Consider the following 21571-nt stretch of genomic DNA (forward strand, 5'->3'; position numbering starts at 1 on the left):
AAATTCTCTTTGGGTTTGTTGTGTCGGGCACAATACCAACCCTCAAACTCAACGCAGTACCATCAACAGTGCCAGCACAACGACGGCGCCAATGCTCATCGATGCCACATACCAGCGCAGATAACCGTTCTCGCTTAACAGCAGGCCTTTACCTGCAAAACGGGAAAGGACAGCCGGAATGTTCATCATTGAGTTCAGCGGGTCGCGTTTCAGCAGCCAGGCAATGCCCAGGAACGGCTTAACAAATACTTTGTCGTACAACCAGTCAAAGCCCCAGGCGTTATACCACCAGGTACCCAGCAGACGGCCTGGCGCACTGTTGGCAATCGACGTCACAAGCGTACGTTTACCCAGCCACAGCCATGCTGCGATCAGGATGCCCGCAATCGCGACGATACCAGAGGTAATTTCCAGCGTCATGACGCGACCATGCTCAAGTTCGGTCGTTGCAGGCAGTACTCCCTGCAGCGGCGGTACGATCAGCGCACCAACAAATGTGGACAAGATCATCAGCACAATCAGCGGCAGATGATGGGTAATCCCCTTCCCGGCGTGAGCATGAATTTGTTCTTTACCGTGGAATACGATGAAAATCATACGGAAGGTGTACAGCGAGGTCATGAACGCACCGACCAGTCCTGCAACCATCAGATTGATATGACCGTTCGCCATCGCACCGGCCAGAATCTCATCCTTACTGAAGAAGCCCGCGGTAATCAGCGGCAGAGCCGACAGCGCCGCGCCGCCCACCAGGAAGCAGAGATACACCAGCGGAATAGATTTACGCAGGCCGCCCATCTTGAAGATGTTCTGTTCGTGATGACAGGCCAGGATAACCGAGCCGGACGCCAGGAACAGCAGCGCTTTAAAGAAGGCGTGAGTCATCAAGTGGAAAATCGCCGCATCCCATGCCTGAACGCCGAGCGCCAGGAACATGTAGCCAATCTGGCTCATGGTGGAGTATGCGAGAACGCGTTTGATGTCGGTCTGTACCAGCGCGGCAAAACCTGCCAGCACCAACGTGATCGCACCGATAATCCCCACCAGATGCAGGATTTCCGGGGTCATCAGGAACAGACCATGGGTACGTGCAATCAGGTAGACACCAGCGGTAACCATCGTCGCGGCGTGGATCAGCGCGGAGACAGGCGTCGGGCCGGCCATCGCGTCAGCAAGCCAGGTCTGCAACGGCAGCTGCGCGGATTTACCTACCGCACCACCCAGCAGCATCAGGGTCGCCCACATCAGCATGTTGTTGCCGTCGGCAAAGTGCGCAGGCGCCAGTTCGACCATTTCGCGGAAGTTCAGCGTGCCCAGCTCGTTGTAGAGGATGAACAGCGCGAAGGCGAGGAACACGTCACCGACACGGGTCACCACGAAGGCTTTCATTGCCGCAGCGCCATTCTTCGGATCGCTGTAGTAGAAGCCGATCAGCAGATAGGAACACAGGCCCACGCCTTCCCAACCGAGATACATCAGCAGCAGGTTATCCGCCAGTACCAGAACCACCATGCTGGCGATAAACAGGTTGGTGTAAGCGAAGAAACGAGAGTAGCCCTCTTCTCCACGCATATACCAGGAGGCGAACATGTGGATCAGGAAACCGACGCCGGTCACCACGCTGAGCATAGTCAGCGACAGACCATCCAGCACCAGGTTAAAGCCGATGTTGAAGTCACCGACAGACATCCACGTCCACAGCGGCTGACTGTAGGCTTGTTGACCATTAGCAAAGAAGTCAACGCCAACAAACGCCGTCACCAGCGCAGCCAGGCCAATAGAGCCAACGCCCACGGTAGCGGACAGATTTTCTGACCAACGACCGCGAGAGAACGCCAGTAATACAAAGCCAATAAATGGCAGAATAATGGTTAAGGCAAGCATGTTCATCCACGCATCTCACTTACTGAATCGATGTTCAGGTTCTGGCGACGGCGATGAAGTTGCAGCAACAGCGCAAGTCCAATGCTCGCTTCCGCAGCCGCGAGGCTGATGGCGAGAATGTACATCACCTGACCATCGGTCTGGCCCCAGTAGCTTCCGGCGACCACAAAGGCCAGCGCGGAGGCGTTAATCATGATTTCCAACCCAATCAGCATAAACAGCAGATTGCGGCGGATAACCAGACCGGTTAAGCCCAGCACGAATAAGACAGCCGCGAGGATCAGTCCATGTTGTAAGGGGATCATGCGTGCTCCTCCGTTTTTCTTTTCGCACGGTCATCGGTGCGATTGCTCAGTACTTCACCTGAACGCTCTTCGCGACCCACGTGGAAGGCCACAACCAGGCCCGCCAGCAGCAGCATCGAAGCCAGTTCGACCGCCAGTACATACGGTCCGAACAGGGAAATACCGACCGCTTTCGCGCTAATTGGCGTACCGTCGATGCCCTGATCGTTAACGCCAAGAATGGCGTACACAATCACCACCAGCATGATGGCCGACAGAATCGCCGGACCAATCCACACCTGCGGTTTCAGCCATTGGCGTTCCTGTTCAATTTCAGAACCACCGAGGTTGAGCATCATTACCACGAACACGAACAGCACCATGATGGCGCCCGCGTAGACGATAATTTCCAGCGCACCGGCGAAGTAAGCGCCTAACGAGAAGAACACCCCGGAAATCGCCAGCAGCGAAATAATCAGATACAGCAGTGCGTGTACCGGATTGGTGTGGGTGATCACCCGCAAGGTTGCGAGAATGGCTATCAGGCCACAGATATAAAAAGCGAACTCCATTGCCCCTCTCCTTACGGTAACAGGCTCTTGACGTCGATAGGCTTGGCTTCGTTCTCTGCTTCGCCCTTATCTTTGCCGTCGATTGCCATACCTGCCATCCGGTAGAAGTTATATTCCGGGTATTTGCCCGGACCGGAGATCAGCAGATCCTCTTTCTCGTAAACCAGGTCCTGGCGCTTGTACTCACCCAGCTCGAAATCTGGAGTCAGCTGAATAGCCGTTGTCGGACAGGCTTCTTCGCACAGGCCGCAGAAAATGCAGCGTGAGAAGTTAATGCGGAAAAACTCCGGATACCAGCGGCCGTCTTTGGTCTCTGCTTTTTGCAGAGAGATACAGCCTACCGGACATGCTACCGCGCACAGGTTACAGGCAACGCAGCGCTCTTCACCGTCCGGGTCGCGGGTCAAAACGATACGACCACGAAAACGGGGCGGGAGATAGACCGGCTCTTCCGGGTACATCTGCGTTTCGCGTTTCGCGAACGCATGCAGGCCGATCATCCAGATACTGCGTACCTGGGTGCCGAAACCTACGAACAATTCTTTTAAGGTCATGGTCTTTGTGTCCCTTATTGCGCCTGCCACAGAATGACAGCCGCCGTTACCAACAAGTTGACGAGCGTCAGCGGCAGACAGACTTTCCAGCCGAAGGACATTACCTGGTCATAACGAGGACGCGGTAACGACGCACGAATCAAAATGAACATCATCATGAAGAACGCGGTTTTCAGCGCGAACCAGACGAATGGCGGTAAGAACGGGCCATGCCAGCCACCGAAGAACAGGGTAACCATCAGTGCAGAAATGGTGACGATACCGATGTACTCGCCCACGAAGAACAGACCGAATTTCATACCGGAATATTCAATGTGGTAACCGTCGGCCAGTTCCTGTTCGGCTTCTGGCTGGTCAAACGGGTGACGGTGACATACCGCCACGCCCGCGATGGCAAAGGTGACAAAACCAAAGAACTGCGGAATAACGTTCCAGATATCAGCCTGGTTATTGACGATGTCGGTCATGTTGAATGAACCGGCTTGCGCCACCACGCCCATCAGGGACAGTCCGAGGAACACTTCGTAGCTCAGCGTCTGCGCAGAAGCACGCATCGCCCCCAGCAGCGAGTATTTGTTGTTGCTCGACCAACCAGCGAACAGTACCGCGTATACCGCGAGACCTGCCATCATCAGGAAGAACAGGATGCCGATGTTCAGGTCAGCAACAACCCAGTTTGGGCTCACCGGCACGATGGCGAAAGCCAGCAGCAGCGAGGTAAAGGCGATCATCGGCGCCAGGGTAAAGATGACGCGATCCGAGAATTTCGGGATCCAGTCTTCTTTAAAGAACATCTTGATCATGTCCGCAACTAGCTGGAGCGAACCGCCCCAGCCAACACGGTTCGGCCCGTAACGGTTCTGGAACAGACCCAGCAGACGACGTTCGCCAAAGCTCATGAATGCCCCGCAGGTGACCACCACCAGCAGAATCACCACCGCTTTGAGAATGCTCAGCAGGATCTCAATCAGATCGGGTGTAATCCAACTCATTGTTGTGCCTCCTGCAGATCCTCAAGACGCGCGCCTGCCAGAACCGGCGCGATGCCAGGCATACCCATCGGTAAACCAACCTGCCCTGCCGTTAATCCTTCAGCGATTTCAACCGGCAGCGTGACCGTATTGCCATCGTAGCTGAAAGAAACACGGGTACCGGCATTAACACCCAACTTCGCGGCGTCTGCCGGGTTAAGTTTGATGTACGGCTGCGGCATACGGGTCTGGAAGACCGGCGCACGCTGGGACAATTCATCGCTACCAAACAGATGGTAGTACGGCGCGATACGCCACTGACCATCCTGAGCTTCGAAGCTCGCCGGAACGGTAGTGAAGTAATCCATACCGCCCGCAGAGGCTTCAATCAGACGCACGCCCGGATCGCCATGACGCAGTTTACCGCCCACTTCATCCTGGAACTTGTTCCACGCCTGTGGGGAGTTCCAGCCCGGAGCCCAGGCAAACGGAATTTGTGAACGCGGCGCAGACGGCTGGTTGTTCCCTTCCATCGAGAAGGCGAACATGGTGTCTTTATCCTGCGGCTGACGAGGTTCATGGACGCTGATGTTAGCCCGCATCGCGGTACGACCGCTGTAGCGGTGCGGCTCACGCGCCAGTTTCTGTCCACGGATACGGAAGCTTGCATCCGGCGCGGCATCTTTGATCCCAGCCAATTGCGGCAGCTTCTCAACAACCGCGTCGATAACATGGTCGAGCTGCGTCCAGTCCACTTCACGGCTCTGCATGGTGCTGTGCAGCGAGTGCAGCCAGCGCCAGCTTTCCAGCATCACGGTGTTGCTGTCGTAGTAGGAAGGGTCATAGACCTGGAAGAAGCGCTGCGCGCGGCCTTCGTTGTTAATCACCGTCCCATCGCTTTCGGCAAAGCTCGCGGCGGAAAGCACCAGATGGGCGTTTTCCATAATTGCTGTACGCTGATGGTCAACAACCAGTACCAGCGGCGCTTTCGCCAGCGCGGCATTAACACGCGTTGCTGAAGCATGGCGATGCAGGTCATTTTCCAGCACCACAACGGCGTCAGCACGACCTGTTTCCAGCTCGGTCAGCGCATCGTCAAGAGAACCACCGCCAATCATACCCAGGCCCATGCTGTTAACAGAGCGCGCAATCATGGTAATGCCGACGTCAGCGCCACGACCTTTCAGCGCCTTCGCCACGTTGGCAGCAGCCTGAATTACTTCGGCGCTACCGGCGTTGGTGCCGGAAATAATCAGTGGTTTCTTCGCTCCGGCTAATGCCTGAACGATCACGTCAATTTTGTTCTGCAGGTCACGATCGATACCGTCAACCGCCGGGGCGTTGTTATCCAGCGCGTGGGCGATAGCGAAACCTAAACGCGCCTGATCTTCAACCGGCGCACGGTAGGTCCATGCAGCGATATCATCCAGACGGGTATTATCGACGTTAGTCACAAACAGCGGGTGCTTAGCGCGCTGTCCGATGTTAAGGATTGCCGCAATCTGCCAGTCGGCCACTTTCTGCGCCGCCGCCATTTCGCGTGCTTTACCTTTCACTGCCTGACGCACCGCCAGCGCAACGCGCGCGCCGGTCTGGGTGACATCTTCGCCCAGCACCAGCACCGCATCGTAGGATTCGATTTCGCGCAGCGCCGGGGTATGAATACCGCCGTCACGCAGCACGCTCAGCGCCAGTTGCAGACGTTCCTGCTCACCCTGGGCGATACCGGTATAGAAGTTATCCGCGCCGACCAGTTCACGCAGCGCGAAGTTGCTTTCAACGCTGGCACGCGGGGAGCCGATACCAATCACTTTCTTCGACTGGCGCAGAATATCTGCCGCGCCCTGCATCGCCTGTTCGGCGTTGAGCGTGATCAGATCATCGCCACGACGCTGTACCGGCTGACGCGGACGGTCTTTCAGGTTCACGTAACCATAGCCAAAACGACCACGGTCGCAGAGGAAGTAGTGGTTAACGGTACCGTTGTAACGGTTTTCGATACGACGCAGTTCACCATAGCGCTCGCCCGGGCTGGTGTTACAGCCAATGGAACACTGCTGGCAGATGCTCGGCGCAAACTGCATGTCCCACTTACGGTTGTAGCGCTCGGAGTGCGTTTTATCGGTGAACACGCCGGTCGGGCAAATCTCGACCAGGTTACCGGAGAATTCGCTTTCCAGCGTACCGTCTTCCGGGCGACCGAAGTAGACGTTGTCATGCGCGCCATACACGCCCAGATCCGCGCCATCGGCGTAATCTTTGTAGTAACGTACGCAGCGATAGCAGGCGATACAGCGGTTCATTTCGTGAGAGATGAACGGCCCCAGATCCTGGTTGCGGTGCGTACGCTTCGTGAAGCGATAGCGACGGAAGCTATGACCGGTCATGACGGTCATATCCTGCAGGTGGCAGTTACCGCCCTCTTCGCAGACCGGACAGTCGTGCGGGTGGTTGGTCATCAACCACTCCACAACGCTTTCGCGGAACTGTTTCGCTTCTTCGTCATCAATAGAAATAAAGGTGCCTTCGGTGGCTGGTGTCATACAAGACATCACCAGGCGACCACGCGTATCTTCCGCGTTTTGATATTGCTTCACCGCACACTGGCGGCAAGCACCGACGCTGCCCAGCGCCGGGTGCCAGCAAAAGTACGGAATATCAAGGCCGAGAGACAGACAAGCTTCCAGCAGGTTGTCCGCTCCGTTGACCTCATATTCTTTGCCGTCTACATGAATCGTAGCCATAGTCAGCATGCTTCCAGTTGGCTTAGTCAGGGACTAAGCGTTAATCGAATTACTTATCGCGATGCAGGGGATAACCTGCAATTACCAGCGCTCTTTCAGCAGGTTCGGCTGAATACCACCAATAGCGTGGGTATTGCTGAAGGTCTGCTTGATGCCAGCTTCGAATTCTTCGCGGAAATATTTAATGGCGCTCTGCAGCGGCTCCACCGCGCCCGGTGCGTGTGCACAGAAGGTTTTACCCGGGCCGAGGAAACGACACAGTTGCTCAAGTGTCTCGATATCCCCAGGCTGGCCTTCGCCACGCTCCAGCGCACGCAGAATTTTTACGCTCCACGGCAGACCGTCACGGCACGGCGTACACCAGCCGCAGGACTCGCGGGCGAAGAACTCTTCGAGGTTACGCACCAGCGGTACCATGCCAATCTCGTGGTCAACGGCCATTGCCAGCGCAGTACCCAGACGGCTGCCTGCTTTACCGATGCTTTCGAACTCCATCGGCAGGTCAAGATGCGCCTCGGTCAGGAAGTCGGTTCCCGCGCCGCCCGGCTGCCAGGCCTTGAATTTCAGGCCATCACGCATACCGCCCGCGTAGTCTTCGAGGATCTCACGCGCAGTGGTGCCAAACGGCAGTTCCCACAGGCCAGGGTTCTTCACACGACCGGAGAAGCCCATCAGCTTGGTGCCCGCATCTTTGCTCTTCGAGATGTTCTGATACCACTCCACGCCGTTGGCGAGGATGGCCGGTACGTTACACAGGGTTTCGACGTTGTTAACACAGGTCGGCTTACCCCATGCGCCAGAGCTTGCCGGGAACGGCGGCTTGGAACGCGGGTTAGCGCGACGACCTTCGAGGGAGTTGATCAGCGCGGTTTCTTCACCACAGATGTAACGCCCTGCCCCGGTATGGACAAACAGTTCGAAGTCGAAACCGGTGCCCATGATGTTTTTGCCAAGCAGACCGGCTTCGGTTGCTTCGGCAATCGCACGGCGCAGATGCACAGCCGCCTCGATATATTCACCGCGCAGGAAGATGTAACCACGGTACGCTTTCAGCGCAAACGCGGAAATCAGCATGCCTTCCACCAGCAGGTGCGGCAGTTGTTCCATCAGCAGGCGGTCTTTATAGGTGCCCGGTTCCATTTCATCGGCGTTACACAGCAGGTAACGGATGTTCATGGATTCGTCTTTCGGCATCAGGCTCCACTTCAGACCGGTGGAAAAGCCCGCGCCGCCGCGCCCTTTCAGGCCAGCGTCTTTTACCTGATTGACGATTTCGTCCGGTGACAGGCCGGTCAGGGCCTTACGCGCACCTTCGTAACCGTTTTTGCTACGGTATTCGTCCAGCCAGACTGGCTGTTTGTCATCACGCAGACGCCAGGTCAGCGGATGTGTTTCGGGAGTACGGATAATATCTTTCATTTATACCGCTCCAGCAGTTCAGGAATGCCTTCCGGGGTCAGGTGAGCATGAGTGTCGTCATCGATCATCATGTTCGGCCCTTTATCACAGTTCCCCAGGCAGCAGGTCGGCAGCAGCGTAAAGCGACCATCAAAGGTCGTCTGCCCCGGCTTGATGTTGAGTTTTTTCTCAAGCGCAGCCTGGATCCCCTGATAACCATTGATATGGCACACCACGCTATCGCAATAGCGGATCACGTGGCGACCTACCGGCTGGCGGAAGATCTGGCTATAGAACGTGGCAACACCTTCTACGTCGCTTGCCGGGATACCCAGCACATCCGCGATCGCATAGATCGCCCCGTCCGGCACCCAGCCACGCTGCTTCTGAACGATTTTCAGCGCTTCAATGGACGCCGCACGCGGGTCTTCGTAGTGGTGCTTCTCGTGCTCAATCGCTTCACGCTCAGCCGCACTCAGCTCAAAAGCCTCGGTTTGTGGTTGTTGATTCTCGTGCATAATTAGCGGTCCACATCTGACATAACAAAATCAATACTACCCAGATGGACGATAAGGTCGGACACCAGGCTGCCGCGTACCGCTACCGGGATCTGCTGCAGGTGCGCATAGCTCGGGGTACGGATACGAGTACGGTAACTCATGGTGCTGCCATCGCTGGTCAGGTAGTAACTGTTGATACCCTTGGTCGCTTCCACCATCTGGAAGGACTCGTTTGCCGGCATAACCGGTCCCCACGAAACCTGCAGGAAGTGGGTGATCAGGGTTTCGATATGTTGCAGCGTGCGCTCTTTCGGCGGCGGCGTAGTCAGCGGGTGATCCGCTTTGAACGGGCCTTCCGGCATGTTGTTGAGGCACTGCTCAAGGATGCGCAGACTCTGGCGCAGCTCTTCAACTTTCAGCATTACGCGGGTATAGCAGTCAGACACGCCGCCGCCAACCGGAACTTCAAAGTCAAAGTTTTCGTAGCCAGAGTATGGACGGGCTTTACGCACGTCGAAATCAATACCGGTCGCACGCAGCGCAGCACCGGTACAACCCCAGTCCAGCGCTTCTTTCTTGCCATAGGCGGCAACGCCCTGGGAACGACCTTTCAGGATGGTGTTACGCAGTGCAGCTTTCTCGTAGGAATCCAGACGTTTTGGCATCCAGTCGAGGAAGTCACGCAGCAGCTTGTCCCAACCGCGCGGCAGATCGTGTGCGACACCGCCGATACGGAACCAGGCCGGGTGCATACGGTAACCGGTGATCGCTTCCACCACGTCATAAATTTTCTGACGATCGGTAAAGGCGAAGAAAACCGGCGTCATCGCGCCGACGTCCTGAATGAACGTGGAGATGTACAGCAGGTGGCTGTTGATACGGAACAATTCAGACAACATAACGCGAATCACGTTGACGCGATCCGGCGTGGTGATGCCCGCCAGTTTCTCAACCGCCAGTACGTAAGGCATTTCGTTGACGCAGCCGCCGAGATATTCGATACGGTCAGTGTACGGAATGTAGCTGTGCCAGGACTGACGTTCACCCATCTTTTCAGCGCCACGGTGGTGGTAGCCGATGTCAGGCACGCAGTCGACGATTTCTTCGCCATCAAGCTGCAGCACAATACGGAACGCGCCGTGAGAAGACGGGTGGTTAGGGCCGAGGTTGAGGAACATGAAGTCCTCGTTTTCGGTACCACGCTTCATGCCCCAGTCTTCGGGTTTAAAGGTCAGCGCTTCCATTTCCAGATCCTGTTTGGCTTTGGTCAGCTCAAACGGATCGAATTCGGTCGCACGCGCCGGGTAATCTTTACGCAGCGGGTGGCCTTGCCAGGTATGCGGCATCAGCAGACGCGTCAGATGCGGGTGGCCTTCGATATCGATACCAAACATTTCCCAGGTTTCACGCTCATACCAGTTGGCGTTGGGGAACAGTTTGGTAAACGTCGGTACACGCAGATCGTTTTCAGACAACGCCACCTTGAGCATGATATCGCGATTGCGTTCAATAGAAATCAGGTGATAGAAAACGGAAAAATCCGCGGCAGGTAACCCTTCGCGGTGCGTACGCAGACGTTCGTCCATGCCATGTAAGTCAAACAGCATGACGTAAGGTTTCGGCAGTCTCTTTAAGAAATCGCCAACTTCCAGTAATTGTTCACGCTTGACCCAAACAACGGGTACCCCGGTGCGAGTCGCCTGAACGGTAAAGGCATCCGGCCCAAAACGGTTGCGCAGTTCGCCAATGACCGGGTCATCAAGGTGATCCCGTGTTTGCCATACAGCATCTTGCGCGGTTAAGTCGGTCATATTGTTCACCATTGTAAATGGTCCGTGGTAGTCGGCAGTGCTTCGCGCTATTTATGTAGTGATAAGCGAAGGAAGTGCGGCTGCCGACAGGCGCAAATTAAATCTCGTCTGGTGTACGAAGATTCGTTACAGCAATACGTTCACCGCGTTTACGCTCGCGTTCTGACTGCATATTGGCGCGATAAACACCCTGATCCCCAACCACCCAGGAGAGCGGACGGCGTTCTTTGCCAATGGAATCCTGCAGCAGCATCAGAGCCTGCATATACGCTTCTGGACGCGGCGGGCATCCCGGGATGTACACATCGACCGGAATAAATTTATCAACGCCCTGCACCACAGAATAGATGTCGTACATACCGCCGGAGTTGGCGCATGCGCCCATGGAAATAACCCATTTTGGTTCCAGCATCTGATCGTAGAGGCGCTGAATAACCGGTGCCATTTTGGTAAAGCAGGTTCCAGCCACGACCATCAGGTCAGCCTGACGCGGCGATGCACGCAGTACTTCCGCACCAAAACGGGCCACATCATGCACAGCGGTAAACGAGGTCACCATCTCAACGTAGCAGCAGGAAAGGCCAAAGTTATATGGCCAAATTGAGTTTTTACGGCCCCAGTTAACCATGTCATGGAGCTTGCCCATGAACACGTTTTTATTAACTTCTTGCTCCAGGGGGTCGGTTACGATCTCCTGTTTTTGCAGGGGGTAACGGTCGTTCTCACCGTTAGGATCTATGCGGGTGAGCGTATAATCCATCTTAATGCCTCGCGGTTAGCGTTGACGATTAGCGATACTGTTCGTTTCCGGGTTCATACGCTCGCGGCGTGAACGCGCGGGCGTCCAGTCCAGCGCGCCAATACGCACCAGATAAACCAGACCAGCCAGTAACACAAAAATAAAAATTGCAGCTTCCACAAAGCCAATCCAACCGCTTTCACGGATAGATGTTGACCATGCGAACAGATACAGCGCTTCAACGTCGAAGATAACGAAGAACATGGCTACCAGATAAAACTTGGCAGACAGGCGCAAGCGGGCGGTGCCGACCGAGTCGATACCTGATTCAAACGGCACGTTTTTAGATCTCGCGCGCGCGCGACCACCTAAAAACCAGCCGCCGACGAGCATCAGGCAGCACAGGCCAATGGCGACAATAAGAAAGATAGCGAATGCCCAGTGATGAGCGATGATTTCAGTGGATGTTGACATACTCATTGCTTACTCATCAAAAGTAGCGCCAAATTCTCTGCTCTTTTCGGCAGATGAACGCCACATCGATTCATGGGGAGGAATAAAAAAAACCTTACAATCACTGTAGAAAACCATTTTATACAGCCAATTGATGGGGTTTTTTACTCCTTTCTATAACCTTTTGTCAACTTTAACAAAAGTTTCCTCACATTATTTTACACCACTCCAACCTCATTAACATAAAGTGCTGTTTACAGCCATTTCGGTTGCATCATCGGTCTTTTTTAATGTTGTTGAATCGTGTCCGTAGTGAAGTAAAAAAGATAATACTCGTCTATTTTGACAGGAATTCACACTAATGCCTCCCCCTAAATGGGAGTATTTTCTTGATCTGTGACACGCTTTTGTTAATTCACCATAAAAAACAGCAACAATTTCTCTAGTTTTTTAACATGGAAACAATTAACACTTCTGCTGATTATTTTTCACCCTATTTGCTGGCTGTTTTTTACCCGCTGATTTTGTTAAGTTTTAGTATAGCAAATGACATAAACCAATGTTATTTGCATAAAAAAAGAGCCGCTGGATGTTTTTTCATCATTAGCGGCTCTTTTTTTACACTTACATTTTAAAACGTTTTTTGTGACGCGTTACTCGAAGTCGCCTTCAATAAGGAGCGAATCATCTCCCCCTTCGGGGGTAAACTGATTGTATTGCCAAGGGTTTTGATATGTCTGCATCGAGTTAAAAATCACCTGAGCTAAATCATTTTGTGTAGCCGGATCGCAGCACAACAGATACTCGGTATCAGGCAATGGCGGTAATCCGTCCGCCGCGCCCAGTACGCGTAAATCAGGGCTCATCATTTCAACGGGACGCGCAGTAACGCCCAGACCGGCTTTGACCGCAGCACGAACCGCAGGCAATGTTGAAGCAACATACGCTAAGCGCCACGGGATCTGCGCAGCATTCAGCGTTGCCAACACCATATCGCGGAACGGGCTCGGATCGTCCAACAGCACCAACGGGACCGGCTCACCTTTTTGCAGGATATATTCGGCCGCACAATACCAGTGCGTCGGCGAGGTGCGCAGATTCAGGCATTCAAAATCGCCCGGACGGTTAGTCGTTACCACCAAATCCACTTCTTGCGACTTCAGCATATCCACCATATAGGCGTTGCGCTTGACCCTTACATCCAATGCAAGCTTCGGATAAACCGAGCTTATACGGTTGAGCAGGAAAGGCAGTATCGTATCGGCTGATTCATCAGAAGCGCCAATAGTTAACACTCCCTGAAGATTGTTAAACATTAATGATGAGCATGCCTCATCATTAAAACGCAATATTTTTCTGGCGTAACCCAACAGCTGTATACCATGTTCGGTCAGCAGTTTGTTGCGTCCATGACGCGCGAGCAACTCTTTCCCCACGAGTTGCTCAAGACGCTGCATTTGCTGACTCACCGCAGACTGAGTGCGACATACCGCAGCTGCCGCAGCCGCGAAGGTATTCAGGTCGGCAACAGCAACGAAGGTTCTCAGCAGATCGAGGTCGAGGTTAATTATCGGACGATTTGCATTTATCATAGTTTTTCACTTACTCGCGGGTCATACCGGGTTAATGCTGTGCATTCAGAATCAAACCACTCCATTTGTTATCTGCCTTCCTTGCAGTTTCGCTTAGTGTAACCAAGTGAAAATAAGGATGTATTTGGTTTAACAAACGAAACAATTCTCTTTCTACGCTATATAATAACCGTGACACTCATCGGAATATAGCAACGAGAAAGGGCCATATTTTTAGCTGCTGGATGATTCTGACTAATGGAAAACATGTAAATTTTGTAAATTTAAAAAAAACTTAACGAACAATAATTTACACATTAAAAACTAACTTTTCAGTACGTTAGGAACAACCAACAAACATTTGAATTATCGTAAAATTCGTACTACGCACCATTTCATGAGACTTATCTTAACCTAAAACCACTATATTTATAAGTGTTATCGCGAATAATTCGAGTCTACCTGAGGTTATGTCTGACCTGCGGTTTTCGTATTATTAGGCAATTCAATTTAATGCGATTTAAATATTAAATAATAATTAATTAAGAATCCTTCAATTCATTAATTATATTTAACAATGAATTCACACCGTACCACGCACGGATCAGGCCGATAACAGCCCTCGCAGATAAAACCTCAGTATTTTCGAATGACGTCATACCGCTTATGTGTCGGCGATCTTTTGCTTTACAGAGTTAAGTTTTTTTGACCAGACAAACCACCACACCCAAACCAACACCACAAAACATATCACCAATATAATACAATTCTCCAGATTATTATTTCATGATAATTGCATTATTTAGTTATTAACAGTTAATTATAACTTCATGGATTTTCAAAATCTTCTACTAAAGACCCTTCAAAACTTACCGTCGTGGGAGTACATTGTGCTGGGCTGACTTCCACGGCAGGGAGTGGCATTCACAGCTAAAAAGGTCAACGTTCATGTCCCCCATTGAAAAATCCAGCAAATTAGAAAACGTCTGTTATGACATTCGCGGCCCGGTTCTGAAGGAAGCAAAGCGCCTGGAAGAAGAAGGCAATAAAGTTCTGAAACTTAACATCGGCAACCCGGCGCCATTCGGGTTTGAAGCGCCAGACGAAATTCTGGTTGATGTGATCCGCAATTTGCCAACAGCGCAAGGATATTGCGACTCCAAAGGTCTTTATTCAGCCCGTAAAGCGATCATGCAGCATTACCAGGCCCGCGGGATGCGCGATGTGACCGTGGAAGATATCTATATCGGTAACGGCGTTTCCGAATTGATTGTGCAGGCCATGCAGGCATTGCTGAACAGTGGGGACGAAATGCTCGTTCCGGCACCTGATTATCCACTGTGGACGGCAGCGGTATCGCTCTCCGGCGGTAATGCCGTGCATTACCTGTGTGACGAATCATCTGACTGGTTCCCGGACCTTGACGACATTCGCGCCAAAATTACCCCGCGTACGCGTGGGATCGTCATCATTAACCCCAACAACCCAACCGGCGCTGTCTATTCCAAAGAGCTGCTGATGGAGATTGTTGAAATTGCTCGCCAGAACAACCTCATCATTTTTGCGGATGAGATTTACGACAAAATTCTCTACGATGATGCTGAACACCACTCGATCGCCGCGATGGCGCCGGACCTGCTGACTATTACCTTCAACGGCCTGTCAAAAACCTATCGCGTTGCCGGTTTCCGTCAGGGCTGGATGGTGCTGAACGGGCCGAAGAAACATGCCAAGGGGTACATCGAAGGTCTTGAGATGCTGGCCTCTATGCGCTTATGTGCTAACGTTCCGGCGCAACATGCGATTCAGACCGCGCTGGGCGGATACCAGAGCATCAGTGAATTTATCATGCCTGGCGGGCGCCTGTATGAACAACGCAACCGCGCCTGGGAGTTACTCAATGATATTCCCGGCGTCTCCTGCGTGAAACCACGCGGCGCGCTGTATATGTTCCCGAAAATCGACGCTAAACGCTTCAACATTCATGACGACCAGAAAATGGTGCTCGACTTCCTGTTGCAGGAAAAAGTGCTGCTGGTTCAGGGGACGGCGTTCAACTGGCCGTGGCCGGATCATTTCCGCATCGTCACGCTCCCGCGCATTGACGATATCGAAATGTCGCTGAGTAAATTTGAGCGCTTCCTGTCAGGGTATCACCAGCTGTAATAAAACACGGGCTGTTGGATCAGTATGACGAGTATTTGCATCTGACAGCCTTCTCTGCGCACAATGACTCTTAGGTTGCCATCATATAAGGGTCGTTATGAAGCAGAGCCATTTTTTTGCCCACCTCTCCCGCCTGAAGCTCATTAACCGCTGGCCGCTGATGCGCAACGTGCGCACCGAAAATGTGTCCGAGCATAGTTTGCAAGTCGCCATGGTCGCTCATGCGCTGGCCGCGATCAAAAACCGTAAATTTGGTGGTCAGCTTAATGCAGAGCGCATTGCCCTGTTGGCAATGTACCATGACGCTTCAGAGGTGCTGACCGGTGACCTCCCTACCCCGGTAAAATACTTCAACTCACAAATCGCCCAGGAATATAAAGCGATAGAGAAAATTGCCCAGCAAAAGCTGGTCGATATGGTTCCCGATGAGCTGCGCGATATTTTTGCTCCGCTGATTGATGAACATGCTTACAGCGAAGAAGAGAAATCTATCGTCAAGCAGGCCGATGCGCTGTGCGCTTATCTGAAGTGTCTGGAAGAACTTTCGGCGGGCAATAATGAGTTCTTGTTGGCGAAAACGCGGCTGGAAAAAACGCTGGAGTCGCGGCGCAGCGAAGAGATGGACTATTTTATGGAGGTGTTTGTCCCGAGCTTTCACCTCTCATTAGATGAGATCAGCCAGGATTCACCGCTTTAAACGATGTTGCCGGATGGCGACGTCAACGTCTTATCCGGCACATAAAAATCAAAACGGGAACAGCATTGGGATCATCACCACGCACACCGCCATCACGATCACCGTAAACGGCACGCCAATTTTCACGAAATCGCTAAAGCTGTAGTTACCCGGCCCCAGCACCAGCGTGTTCACCGGCGAAGAGACTGGTGTCATAAAGGCTGCGGATGCCGCCATTGCAATCACCATTGCAAAAGGATACGGCGAAACCCCCATCGACTTTGCCGCCGCCAGGGCAATTGGCGCCATGAGTACCGCCGTCGCAGTATTTGAGATAAATAACCCGATGCTCGCGCACAGGACGAACAGGCAACCCAACATCATGTACGGGCCATACCCGCCGCCGACGTCCATCAGTCCTTTTACTACCAGATCGACACCGCCGGTTTTTTGTAGCGCCAGTGCAAAGGGCATCATCCCGACGATCAAAATAATGCTCGGCCAGTGAATCGCTTTATAGGCGCTTTCGGCATCGATACAGCGGAATTTCCCCATCAGCAGGCAGGTGATAATTGCGGCAACCGTATTAGGAATTTCATCGGTAAGCATCAGGGCCACCATCAGCACCAGGCAGAAAATGGCATGCGGCGCCTGACTGTGCGCCGGGGAGGCTTCACTGACCTCAGCCGGCATGTTCAACACCACGAAGTCGCGCCCTTTTTGTCCCAGCAGTGTAATGAGCTTCCAGTTACCCACCACCAGAATGATATCCCCCATCAGCAACGGTTCATCCACCACCGCGCCTGCCAGCGCCGTACCATCGCGTTTCAGGCCGACCACATTCAGACCGTAACGCGTACGAAAGGCTATCTCCCGTACCGTTTTGCCAATCAGTTCCGATTCAGGGATCAGTGAGATCTCGGCCATGCCCACATCAAGCGCCTGCTCGGAGAAGTATTCCCCGCGCAGCACCATCGGCTCCAGCAGTTGCTCACTGCAAAATTCTCGCAGATCGACATCCGCTGCAGACATATCAATCAGCAGCACGTCACGGGCGCGAAATTCAGAAACCCCGTTAACATCAACAATCACGCGACGAAAGCGCCGCCAGCGCTCCACGCCAATCACGTTTGCTCCGTAACGCTCACGCAGCTTCAGGTCATCCAGACGCTGGCCAATCATCGGTGAACCAGGACGAATCGCCAGACGGCGGGCACGCCCCGTGAGGCGATACTCTTTGATTAAATCGCGAAAAGTCCGGCGTTTCCAACCGTCTCCCGGCTGCCCGGAGTCTTCACCCTTCAGCATAAAGCGCATCAGCAGCATATAAATTATGCCAAGCACCAGAACCACCAGCCCCAGCGGAGTGACGCTAAAAAAGCTGAAGCCGTTAAGTCCTTCGCGTAACAACTCACTGTTGACGACCAGGTTTGGCGGTGTCGCCACCAGCGTCATCATACCGCTTATCAATCCGGCAAAGCTCAGCGGCATCATCAGACGTGAGGGAGAAATTTGCATGCGCATGGAAACGCTTAAGACAACCGGTATAAAGATAGCAACCACGCCGGTCGAACTCATAAACGCACCGAGCCCGGCCACGGTTATCATCAGCAACACCAGCATTTTGACTTCACTGCTGCCGGCGACCTTCACCAGCCAGGCCCCCATCACCGTCGCCACCCCGGTACGCACCAGACCGTCGCCGATAATAAATAAAGCCGCGATCAAAATAACGTTAGGATCGCTGAACCCGGAAAAAGCTTCTGTGATGCTCAATGTTCCACTCAGAACAAAGGCAATAATGACCAGCAAAGCGATCGCGTCCATACGCACTCTGCCAGTTGCAAACAAGACGACGGCAATCGCCAGCAATGAGAGAACCCATATCAATTCACCGTTCACAACATATCCTTGTTAAATGAGGGGGATGGAGCGATTCTGCCATAAAAAAGCCCCAACAATCTGGGGCTAAATCATGATCAGGTATTTCTTACAACGACCACATTTCCGTTGGGCTGCTTGGTCACAGAAATATGTTCCAGACTGGTCAGCGAAAAATCGACCTCATCCAGACGCGGCGTGTCCGCTGGCGCATTTACCGCTATTACATGGCACCCTGCCGCTAGTCCCGAGAGCACCCCTGCGGGCGCATCCTCGACTACCGCGCATTCCTGTGGCGCCAGGCCCAGTAGCTGAGCGCCTAACAGATAGGCGTCTGGCTCTGGCTTACCTCTTTTTACCCGTTCGGCAGTGACAAACACTTCAGGAGCAGGAAGTCCTGCGACACGATGACGCGCCCGTGCGACCGGCATTGAACCGGAAGTCACAATCGCCCATGGAATGCCCGCGTTGTTGAGATGGTTGAGCAAGTCAACCGCCCCTGGCAGCGCGGTAATCCCCGCGGTTTCCGTCGCTTCGATCTGCTCCAGGCGGGTGAACTCCGCAGCGATCTCCGCCTCGGACTTGCCCACCATAAAGTGTCGCAGGGAGGTAATGGCCTGCTTACCATGAATAAAGCCGAGCACCTCGGCGTGATCGAGGCCAAAACGATCGGCCCAGTTGCACCACGCGCGCTCTACTGCGGGTAAGGAATCGACCAGCGTTCCATCCAGATCAAACAGAAAACCTTTGCACTGCACGCTCGCCCCCTCAGGCATTAATGATTTGGTTAATTTCATTCGCGCTCAGGTGATACTGGCGCGGGCAAGAGTGCCAGACATTCAGCATACGTTGATATTTTTCCCACATCGGGGTCTGGGCGTTGAAGCCATGCGTACCCGCATCAAAGTGGGTATAACGCCCTTCCACATTGACCATAAACCGTACATACCCGAGGAAACGGGCTTCCGTTGCAGCGTCAAAGCCGAGGAAGGTCACGCGGCGCTCATCAATAGACTGCGCGTCTTTTAGATTAGTCCAGGACACATGTAATGCGTGATACATCTCCATAATATCGATAACCGTACGACAGGTTTCTTCCGTCAGCTCACCAAACTCACGATCCAGCTCGCGCATCTGCAAGCCGTAACCGCGTTCAATAATCGTCTGCAAACGACGATAACGCTCGGCGTTAGTGGGATCGAGCATAGTCATCATTTTGTACTGGTTAGACAAAATCAGACGTTGAGCGTTGGTCATTTCCATTTGGGACTCCTGTATCACTACTACTACGATGAAAAAAAAGAAGGCATCTTGATGCCTTCTTTTATATGCGTAATCAGGGGTCAATTACAAATCATCAAGGAAAGTTTTATCCAGTTGTTTGAAGGCGCGCTTAAGCGTGTCAGCCAGCGCCTGATAATCAGGCTTTCCTTCTACCGGAGCGAGCGCCTGTCCGGCCTCTTGCAATTTACCCCGAACTTCGTAGAACCAGTTGAGTATTGAAGGCGGCAGCGGCGTGACAGAACGCTTACCCAGCCACCACATGCCCTGCATCGGCAGACTGAGCGCAAACAGCGCCGTCGCCACGGCGGGTCCCAACTGCCCGCCTAAAGCAATTTGCCAGCATAAGGTGAAAACAGCGATGGGCGGCATAAAACGGATTGCGTAACGCGTCATACGGATGACGCGGTTCTCAACAAATACGGGCGCGAGGCGCTTTTCCATTGGCCACGTCTTCGCATAGTGCTGCCCCCGGCGAAACAAACTAAAAAAATTGACGGAACGATTATCCGGTGTCGACATGGCGGTTACCTCAACTTCACATATAAAAATTAAAAAATTTGTGCAAAACAACAACTATAAAGGACATCGTTCAAAACATTTTGTCTTTGATACCCACATTCAGGTATCCTGTGCCGGCCTGTAAGGCCTTTAGTCCAAAATCATTGAGTCGTCAAATTGGCATACAGTATGCCACTGGCTGAAAAATACGCAAAATGACATAGACTCAAAGGTATTTATTCCATCGTGCCCAAAAAGACTCTGGCGCATGATGTTAATCATAAACGTCGGTGTCATCATGCGCTACGCTCTATGACTCCCTGACGTTTTTTTAGCCACGTATCATAAATAGGTACTTCCATGTCGAGTAAGTTAGTACTGGTTCTGAACTGCGGTAGCTCCTCACTGAAATTTGCCATCATCGATGCAGTAAACGGTGAAGAATACCTCTCTGGTTTAGCCGAATGTTTCCATCTCCCAGAAGCACGCATCAAGTGGAAAATGGACGGCGGTAAACAAGAAGCGGCTTTAGGTGCAGGCGCCGCTCACAGTGAAGCGCTGAACTTTATCGTTAACACTATTCTGGCACAAAAACCAGAATTGTCTGCGCAATTGACCGCTATCGGTCACCGTATCGTACACGGCGGCGAGAAGTATACCAGCTCTGTGGTTATCGATGATTCCGTTATCCAGGGCATCAAAGATTCTGCCTCTTTCGCACCGCTGCATAACCCGGCTCACCTGATCGGTATCGCAGAAGCGCTGAAATCCTTCCCAAGCCTGAAAGACAAAAACGTCGCTGTGTTCGACACCGCGTTCCATCAGACTATGCCGGAAGAGTCTTACCTCTATGCTCTGCCGTACAGCCTGTACAAAGAACACGGCGTTCGTCGTTACGGCGCGCACGGCACCAGCCACTTCTTTGTTACTCAGGAAGCGGCAAAAATGCTGAACAAACCGGTTGATGAACTGAACATCATCACTTGCCACCTGGGCAACGGCGGTTCTGTATCTGCTATCCGTAACGGTAAATGTGTTGATACCTCCATGGGCCTGACCCCGCTGGAAGGTCTGGTGATGGGTACACGTTCCGGTGACATCGACCCGGCGATCATCTTCCACCTGCACGACACCCTGGGCATGAGCGTTGACCAGATCAACAAAATGCTGACCAAAGAATCCGGCCTGCTGGGTCTGACCGAAGTCACCAGCGACTGCCGTTATGTTGAAGATAACTACACAACCAAAGAAGACGCTAAACGTGCAATGGACGTTTACTGCCACCGTCTGGCGAAGTACATCGGTTCTTACACTGCGCTGATGGATGGTCGTCTGGATGCGGTTGTCTTCACCGGTGGTATTGGTGAGAACGCAGCGATGGTTCGTGAACTGTCTCTGGGCAAACTGGGCGTTCTGGGCTTTGAAGTTGACCACGAGCGTAACCTGGCCGCACGTTTCGGCAAATCTGGTTTCATCAACAAAGAAGGTACCCGTCCTGCGGTGGTTATCCCAACCAACGAAGAACTGGTTATCGCGCAAGACGCGAGCCGTCTGACTGCCTGATTTCACACCGCCAGCCTAGCTG

General features: G+C 52.9%; 19 protein-coding genes. 3 read left to right on the forward strand and 16 right to left on the reverse strand.

Annotated features, from left to right (window positions below):
• Positions 1 to 48 precede the first annotated feature (48 nt).
• From nuoL to lrhA, 12 genes are all read right to left on the reverse strand, one after another.
• Positions 49 to 1890 (reverse strand): NADH-quinone oxidoreductase subunit L, encoded by a 1842-nt coding sequence (gene nuoL / locus OGV69_RS18830; protein WP_069323385.1) that lies wholly within the window; start codon positions 1888 to 1890, stop codon positions 49 to 51.
• Positions 1887 to 2189, reverse strand: coding sequence for an NADH-quinone oxidoreductase subunit NuoK (nuoK, locus tag OGV69_RS18835; protein WP_006683663.1), 303 nt, complete (start codon positions 2187 to 2189; stop codon positions 1887 to 1889). Before nuoK ends, nuoL begins: the two co-directional genes overlap by 4 nt.
• Positions 2186 to 2740 (reverse strand): NADH-quinone oxidoreductase subunit J, encoded by a 555-nt coding sequence (gene nuoJ / locus OGV69_RS18840; protein WP_003028059.1) that lies wholly within the window; start codon positions 2738 to 2740, stop codon positions 2186 to 2188. Before nuoJ ends, nuoK begins: the two co-directional genes overlap by 4 nt.
• Positions 2741 to 2751: 11 nt before the next feature.
• Complete coding sequence (gene nuoI / locus OGV69_RS18845; protein ID WP_003028062.1) at positions 2752 to 3294, reverse strand: NADH-quinone oxidoreductase subunit NuoI; 543 nt, start codon at positions 3292 to 3294, stop codon at positions 2752 to 2754.
• Between the two features lie 14 nt (positions 3295 to 3308).
• Positions 3309 to 4286 carry an NADH-quinone oxidoreductase subunit NuoH gene (nuoH, locus tag OGV69_RS18850; RefSeq protein WP_003028063.1) on the reverse strand — a complete coding sequence of 326 codons (978 nt, stop codon included), beginning with the start codon at positions 4284 to 4286 and terminating at the stop codon, positions 3309 to 3311.
• Entirely contained in the window at positions 4283 to 7009 is a 2727-nt protein-coding gene (gene nuoG, locus OGV69_RS18855) for an NADH-quinone oxidoreductase subunit NuoG (protein WP_069323633.1), read from the reverse strand. Before nuoG ends, nuoH begins: the two co-directional genes overlap by 4 nt.
• Before the next feature lie 81 nt (positions 7010 to 7090).
• Positions 7091 to 8428: an NADH-quinone oxidoreductase subunit NuoF gene (nuoF, locus tag OGV69_RS18860; RefSeq protein ID WP_003839356.1), complete on the reverse strand. Its 1338-nt coding sequence runs from the start codon at positions 8426 to 8428 to the stop codon at positions 7091 to 7093.
• Positions 8425 to 8925: an NADH-quinone oxidoreductase subunit NuoE gene (gene nuoE / locus OGV69_RS18865; protein ID WP_006683660.1), complete on the reverse strand. Its 501-nt coding sequence runs from the start codon at positions 8923 to 8925 to the stop codon at positions 8425 to 8427. The genes nuoF and nuoE overlap by 4 nt, the downstream gene beginning before the upstream one ends.
• Before the next feature lie 2 nt (positions 8926 to 8927).
• Positions 8928 to 10730 carry an NADH-quinone oxidoreductase subunit C/D gene (gene nuoC / locus OGV69_RS18870; protein ID WP_006683659.1) on the reverse strand — a complete coding sequence of 601 codons (1803 nt, stop codon included), beginning with the start codon at positions 10728 to 10730 and terminating at the stop codon, positions 8928 to 8930.
• Between the two features lie 85 nt (positions 10731 to 10815).
• Positions 10816 to 11478: an NADH-quinone oxidoreductase subunit NuoB gene (nuoB, locus tag OGV69_RS18875; RefSeq protein ID WP_003028075.1), complete on the reverse strand. Its 663-nt coding sequence runs from the start codon at positions 11476 to 11478 to the stop codon at positions 10816 to 10818.
• A gap of 15 nt (positions 11479 to 11493) precedes the next feature.
• On the reverse strand, positions 11494 to 11937 hold the full coding sequence (nuoA, locus tag OGV69_RS18880; RefSeq protein ID WP_003028077.1) for an NADH-quinone oxidoreductase subunit NuoA: 444 nt from the start codon (positions 11935 to 11937) through the stop codon (positions 11494 to 11496).
• A gap of 626 nt (positions 11938 to 12563) precedes the next feature.
• Complete coding sequence (gene lrhA, locus OGV69_RS18885) at positions 12564 to 13502, reverse strand: transcriptional regulator LrhA (protein WP_286469445.1); 939 nt, start codon at positions 13500 to 13502, stop codon at positions 12564 to 12566.
• 927 nt (positions 13503 to 14429) lie between these two features.
• Between lrhA and alaA the strand changes: the two genes are divergently transcribed.
• Both alaA and yfbR read left to right on the forward strand, forming a co-directional pair.
• Positions 14430 to 15647, forward strand: coding sequence for an alanine transaminase AlaA (gene alaA, locus OGV69_RS18890; protein WP_005129483.1), 1218 nt, complete (start codon positions 14430 to 14432; stop codon positions 15645 to 15647).
• Positions 15648 to 15744: 97 nt separating this feature from the next.
• The gene (yfbR, locus tag OGV69_RS18895) at positions 15745 to 16344 is read left to right on the forward strand and encodes a 5'-deoxynucleotidase (RefSeq protein WP_042307093.1); all 600 of its coding nucleotides are present in this window, start codon (positions 15745 to 15747) and stop codon (positions 16342 to 16344) included.
• 48 nt (positions 16345 to 16392) lie between these two features.
• Here the strand turns inward: yfbR and OGV69_RS18900 are convergent, their stop codons facing one another.
• From OGV69_RS18900 to yfbV, 4 genes are all read right to left on the reverse strand, one after another.
• On the reverse strand, positions 16393 to 18225 hold the full coding sequence (locus tag OGV69_RS18900) for an SLC13 family permease (protein ID WP_069323384.1): 1833 nt from the start codon (positions 18223 to 18225) through the stop codon (positions 16393 to 16395).
• A gap of 77 nt (positions 18226 to 18302) precedes the next feature.
• Positions 18303 to 18980 (reverse strand): sugar phosphatase, encoded by a 678-nt coding sequence (locus tag OGV69_RS18905; RefSeq protein WP_129694839.1) that lies wholly within the window; start codon positions 18978 to 18980, stop codon positions 18303 to 18305.
• Complete coding sequence (locus tag OGV69_RS18910; RefSeq protein ID WP_038642310.1) at positions 18973 to 19467, reverse strand: YfbU family protein; 495 nt, start codon at positions 19465 to 19467, stop codon at positions 18973 to 18975. Before OGV69_RS18910 ends, OGV69_RS18905 begins: the two co-directional genes overlap by 8 nt.
• A gap of 84 nt (positions 19468 to 19551) precedes the next feature.
• Entirely contained in the window at positions 19552 to 20007 is a 456-nt protein-coding gene (yfbV, locus tag OGV69_RS18915) for a terminus macrodomain insulation protein YfbV (protein WP_038642312.1), read from the reverse strand.
• Between the two features lie 339 nt (positions 20008 to 20346).
• Here yfbV and ackA point away from each other — a divergent pair, with 339 nt between their 5' ends.
• Entirely contained in the window at positions 20347 to 21549 is a 1203-nt protein-coding gene (gene ackA / locus OGV69_RS18920; protein WP_006683648.1) for an acetate kinase, read from the forward strand.
• Positions 21550 to 21571: the final 22 nt, after the last annotated feature.

It is taken from the genome of Citrobacter sp. Cc139, from assembly GCF_030334645.1.
Classification (GTDB): domain Bacteria; phylum Pseudomonadota; class Gammaproteobacteria; order Enterobacterales; family Enterobacteriaceae; genus Citrobacter; species Citrobacter werkmanii.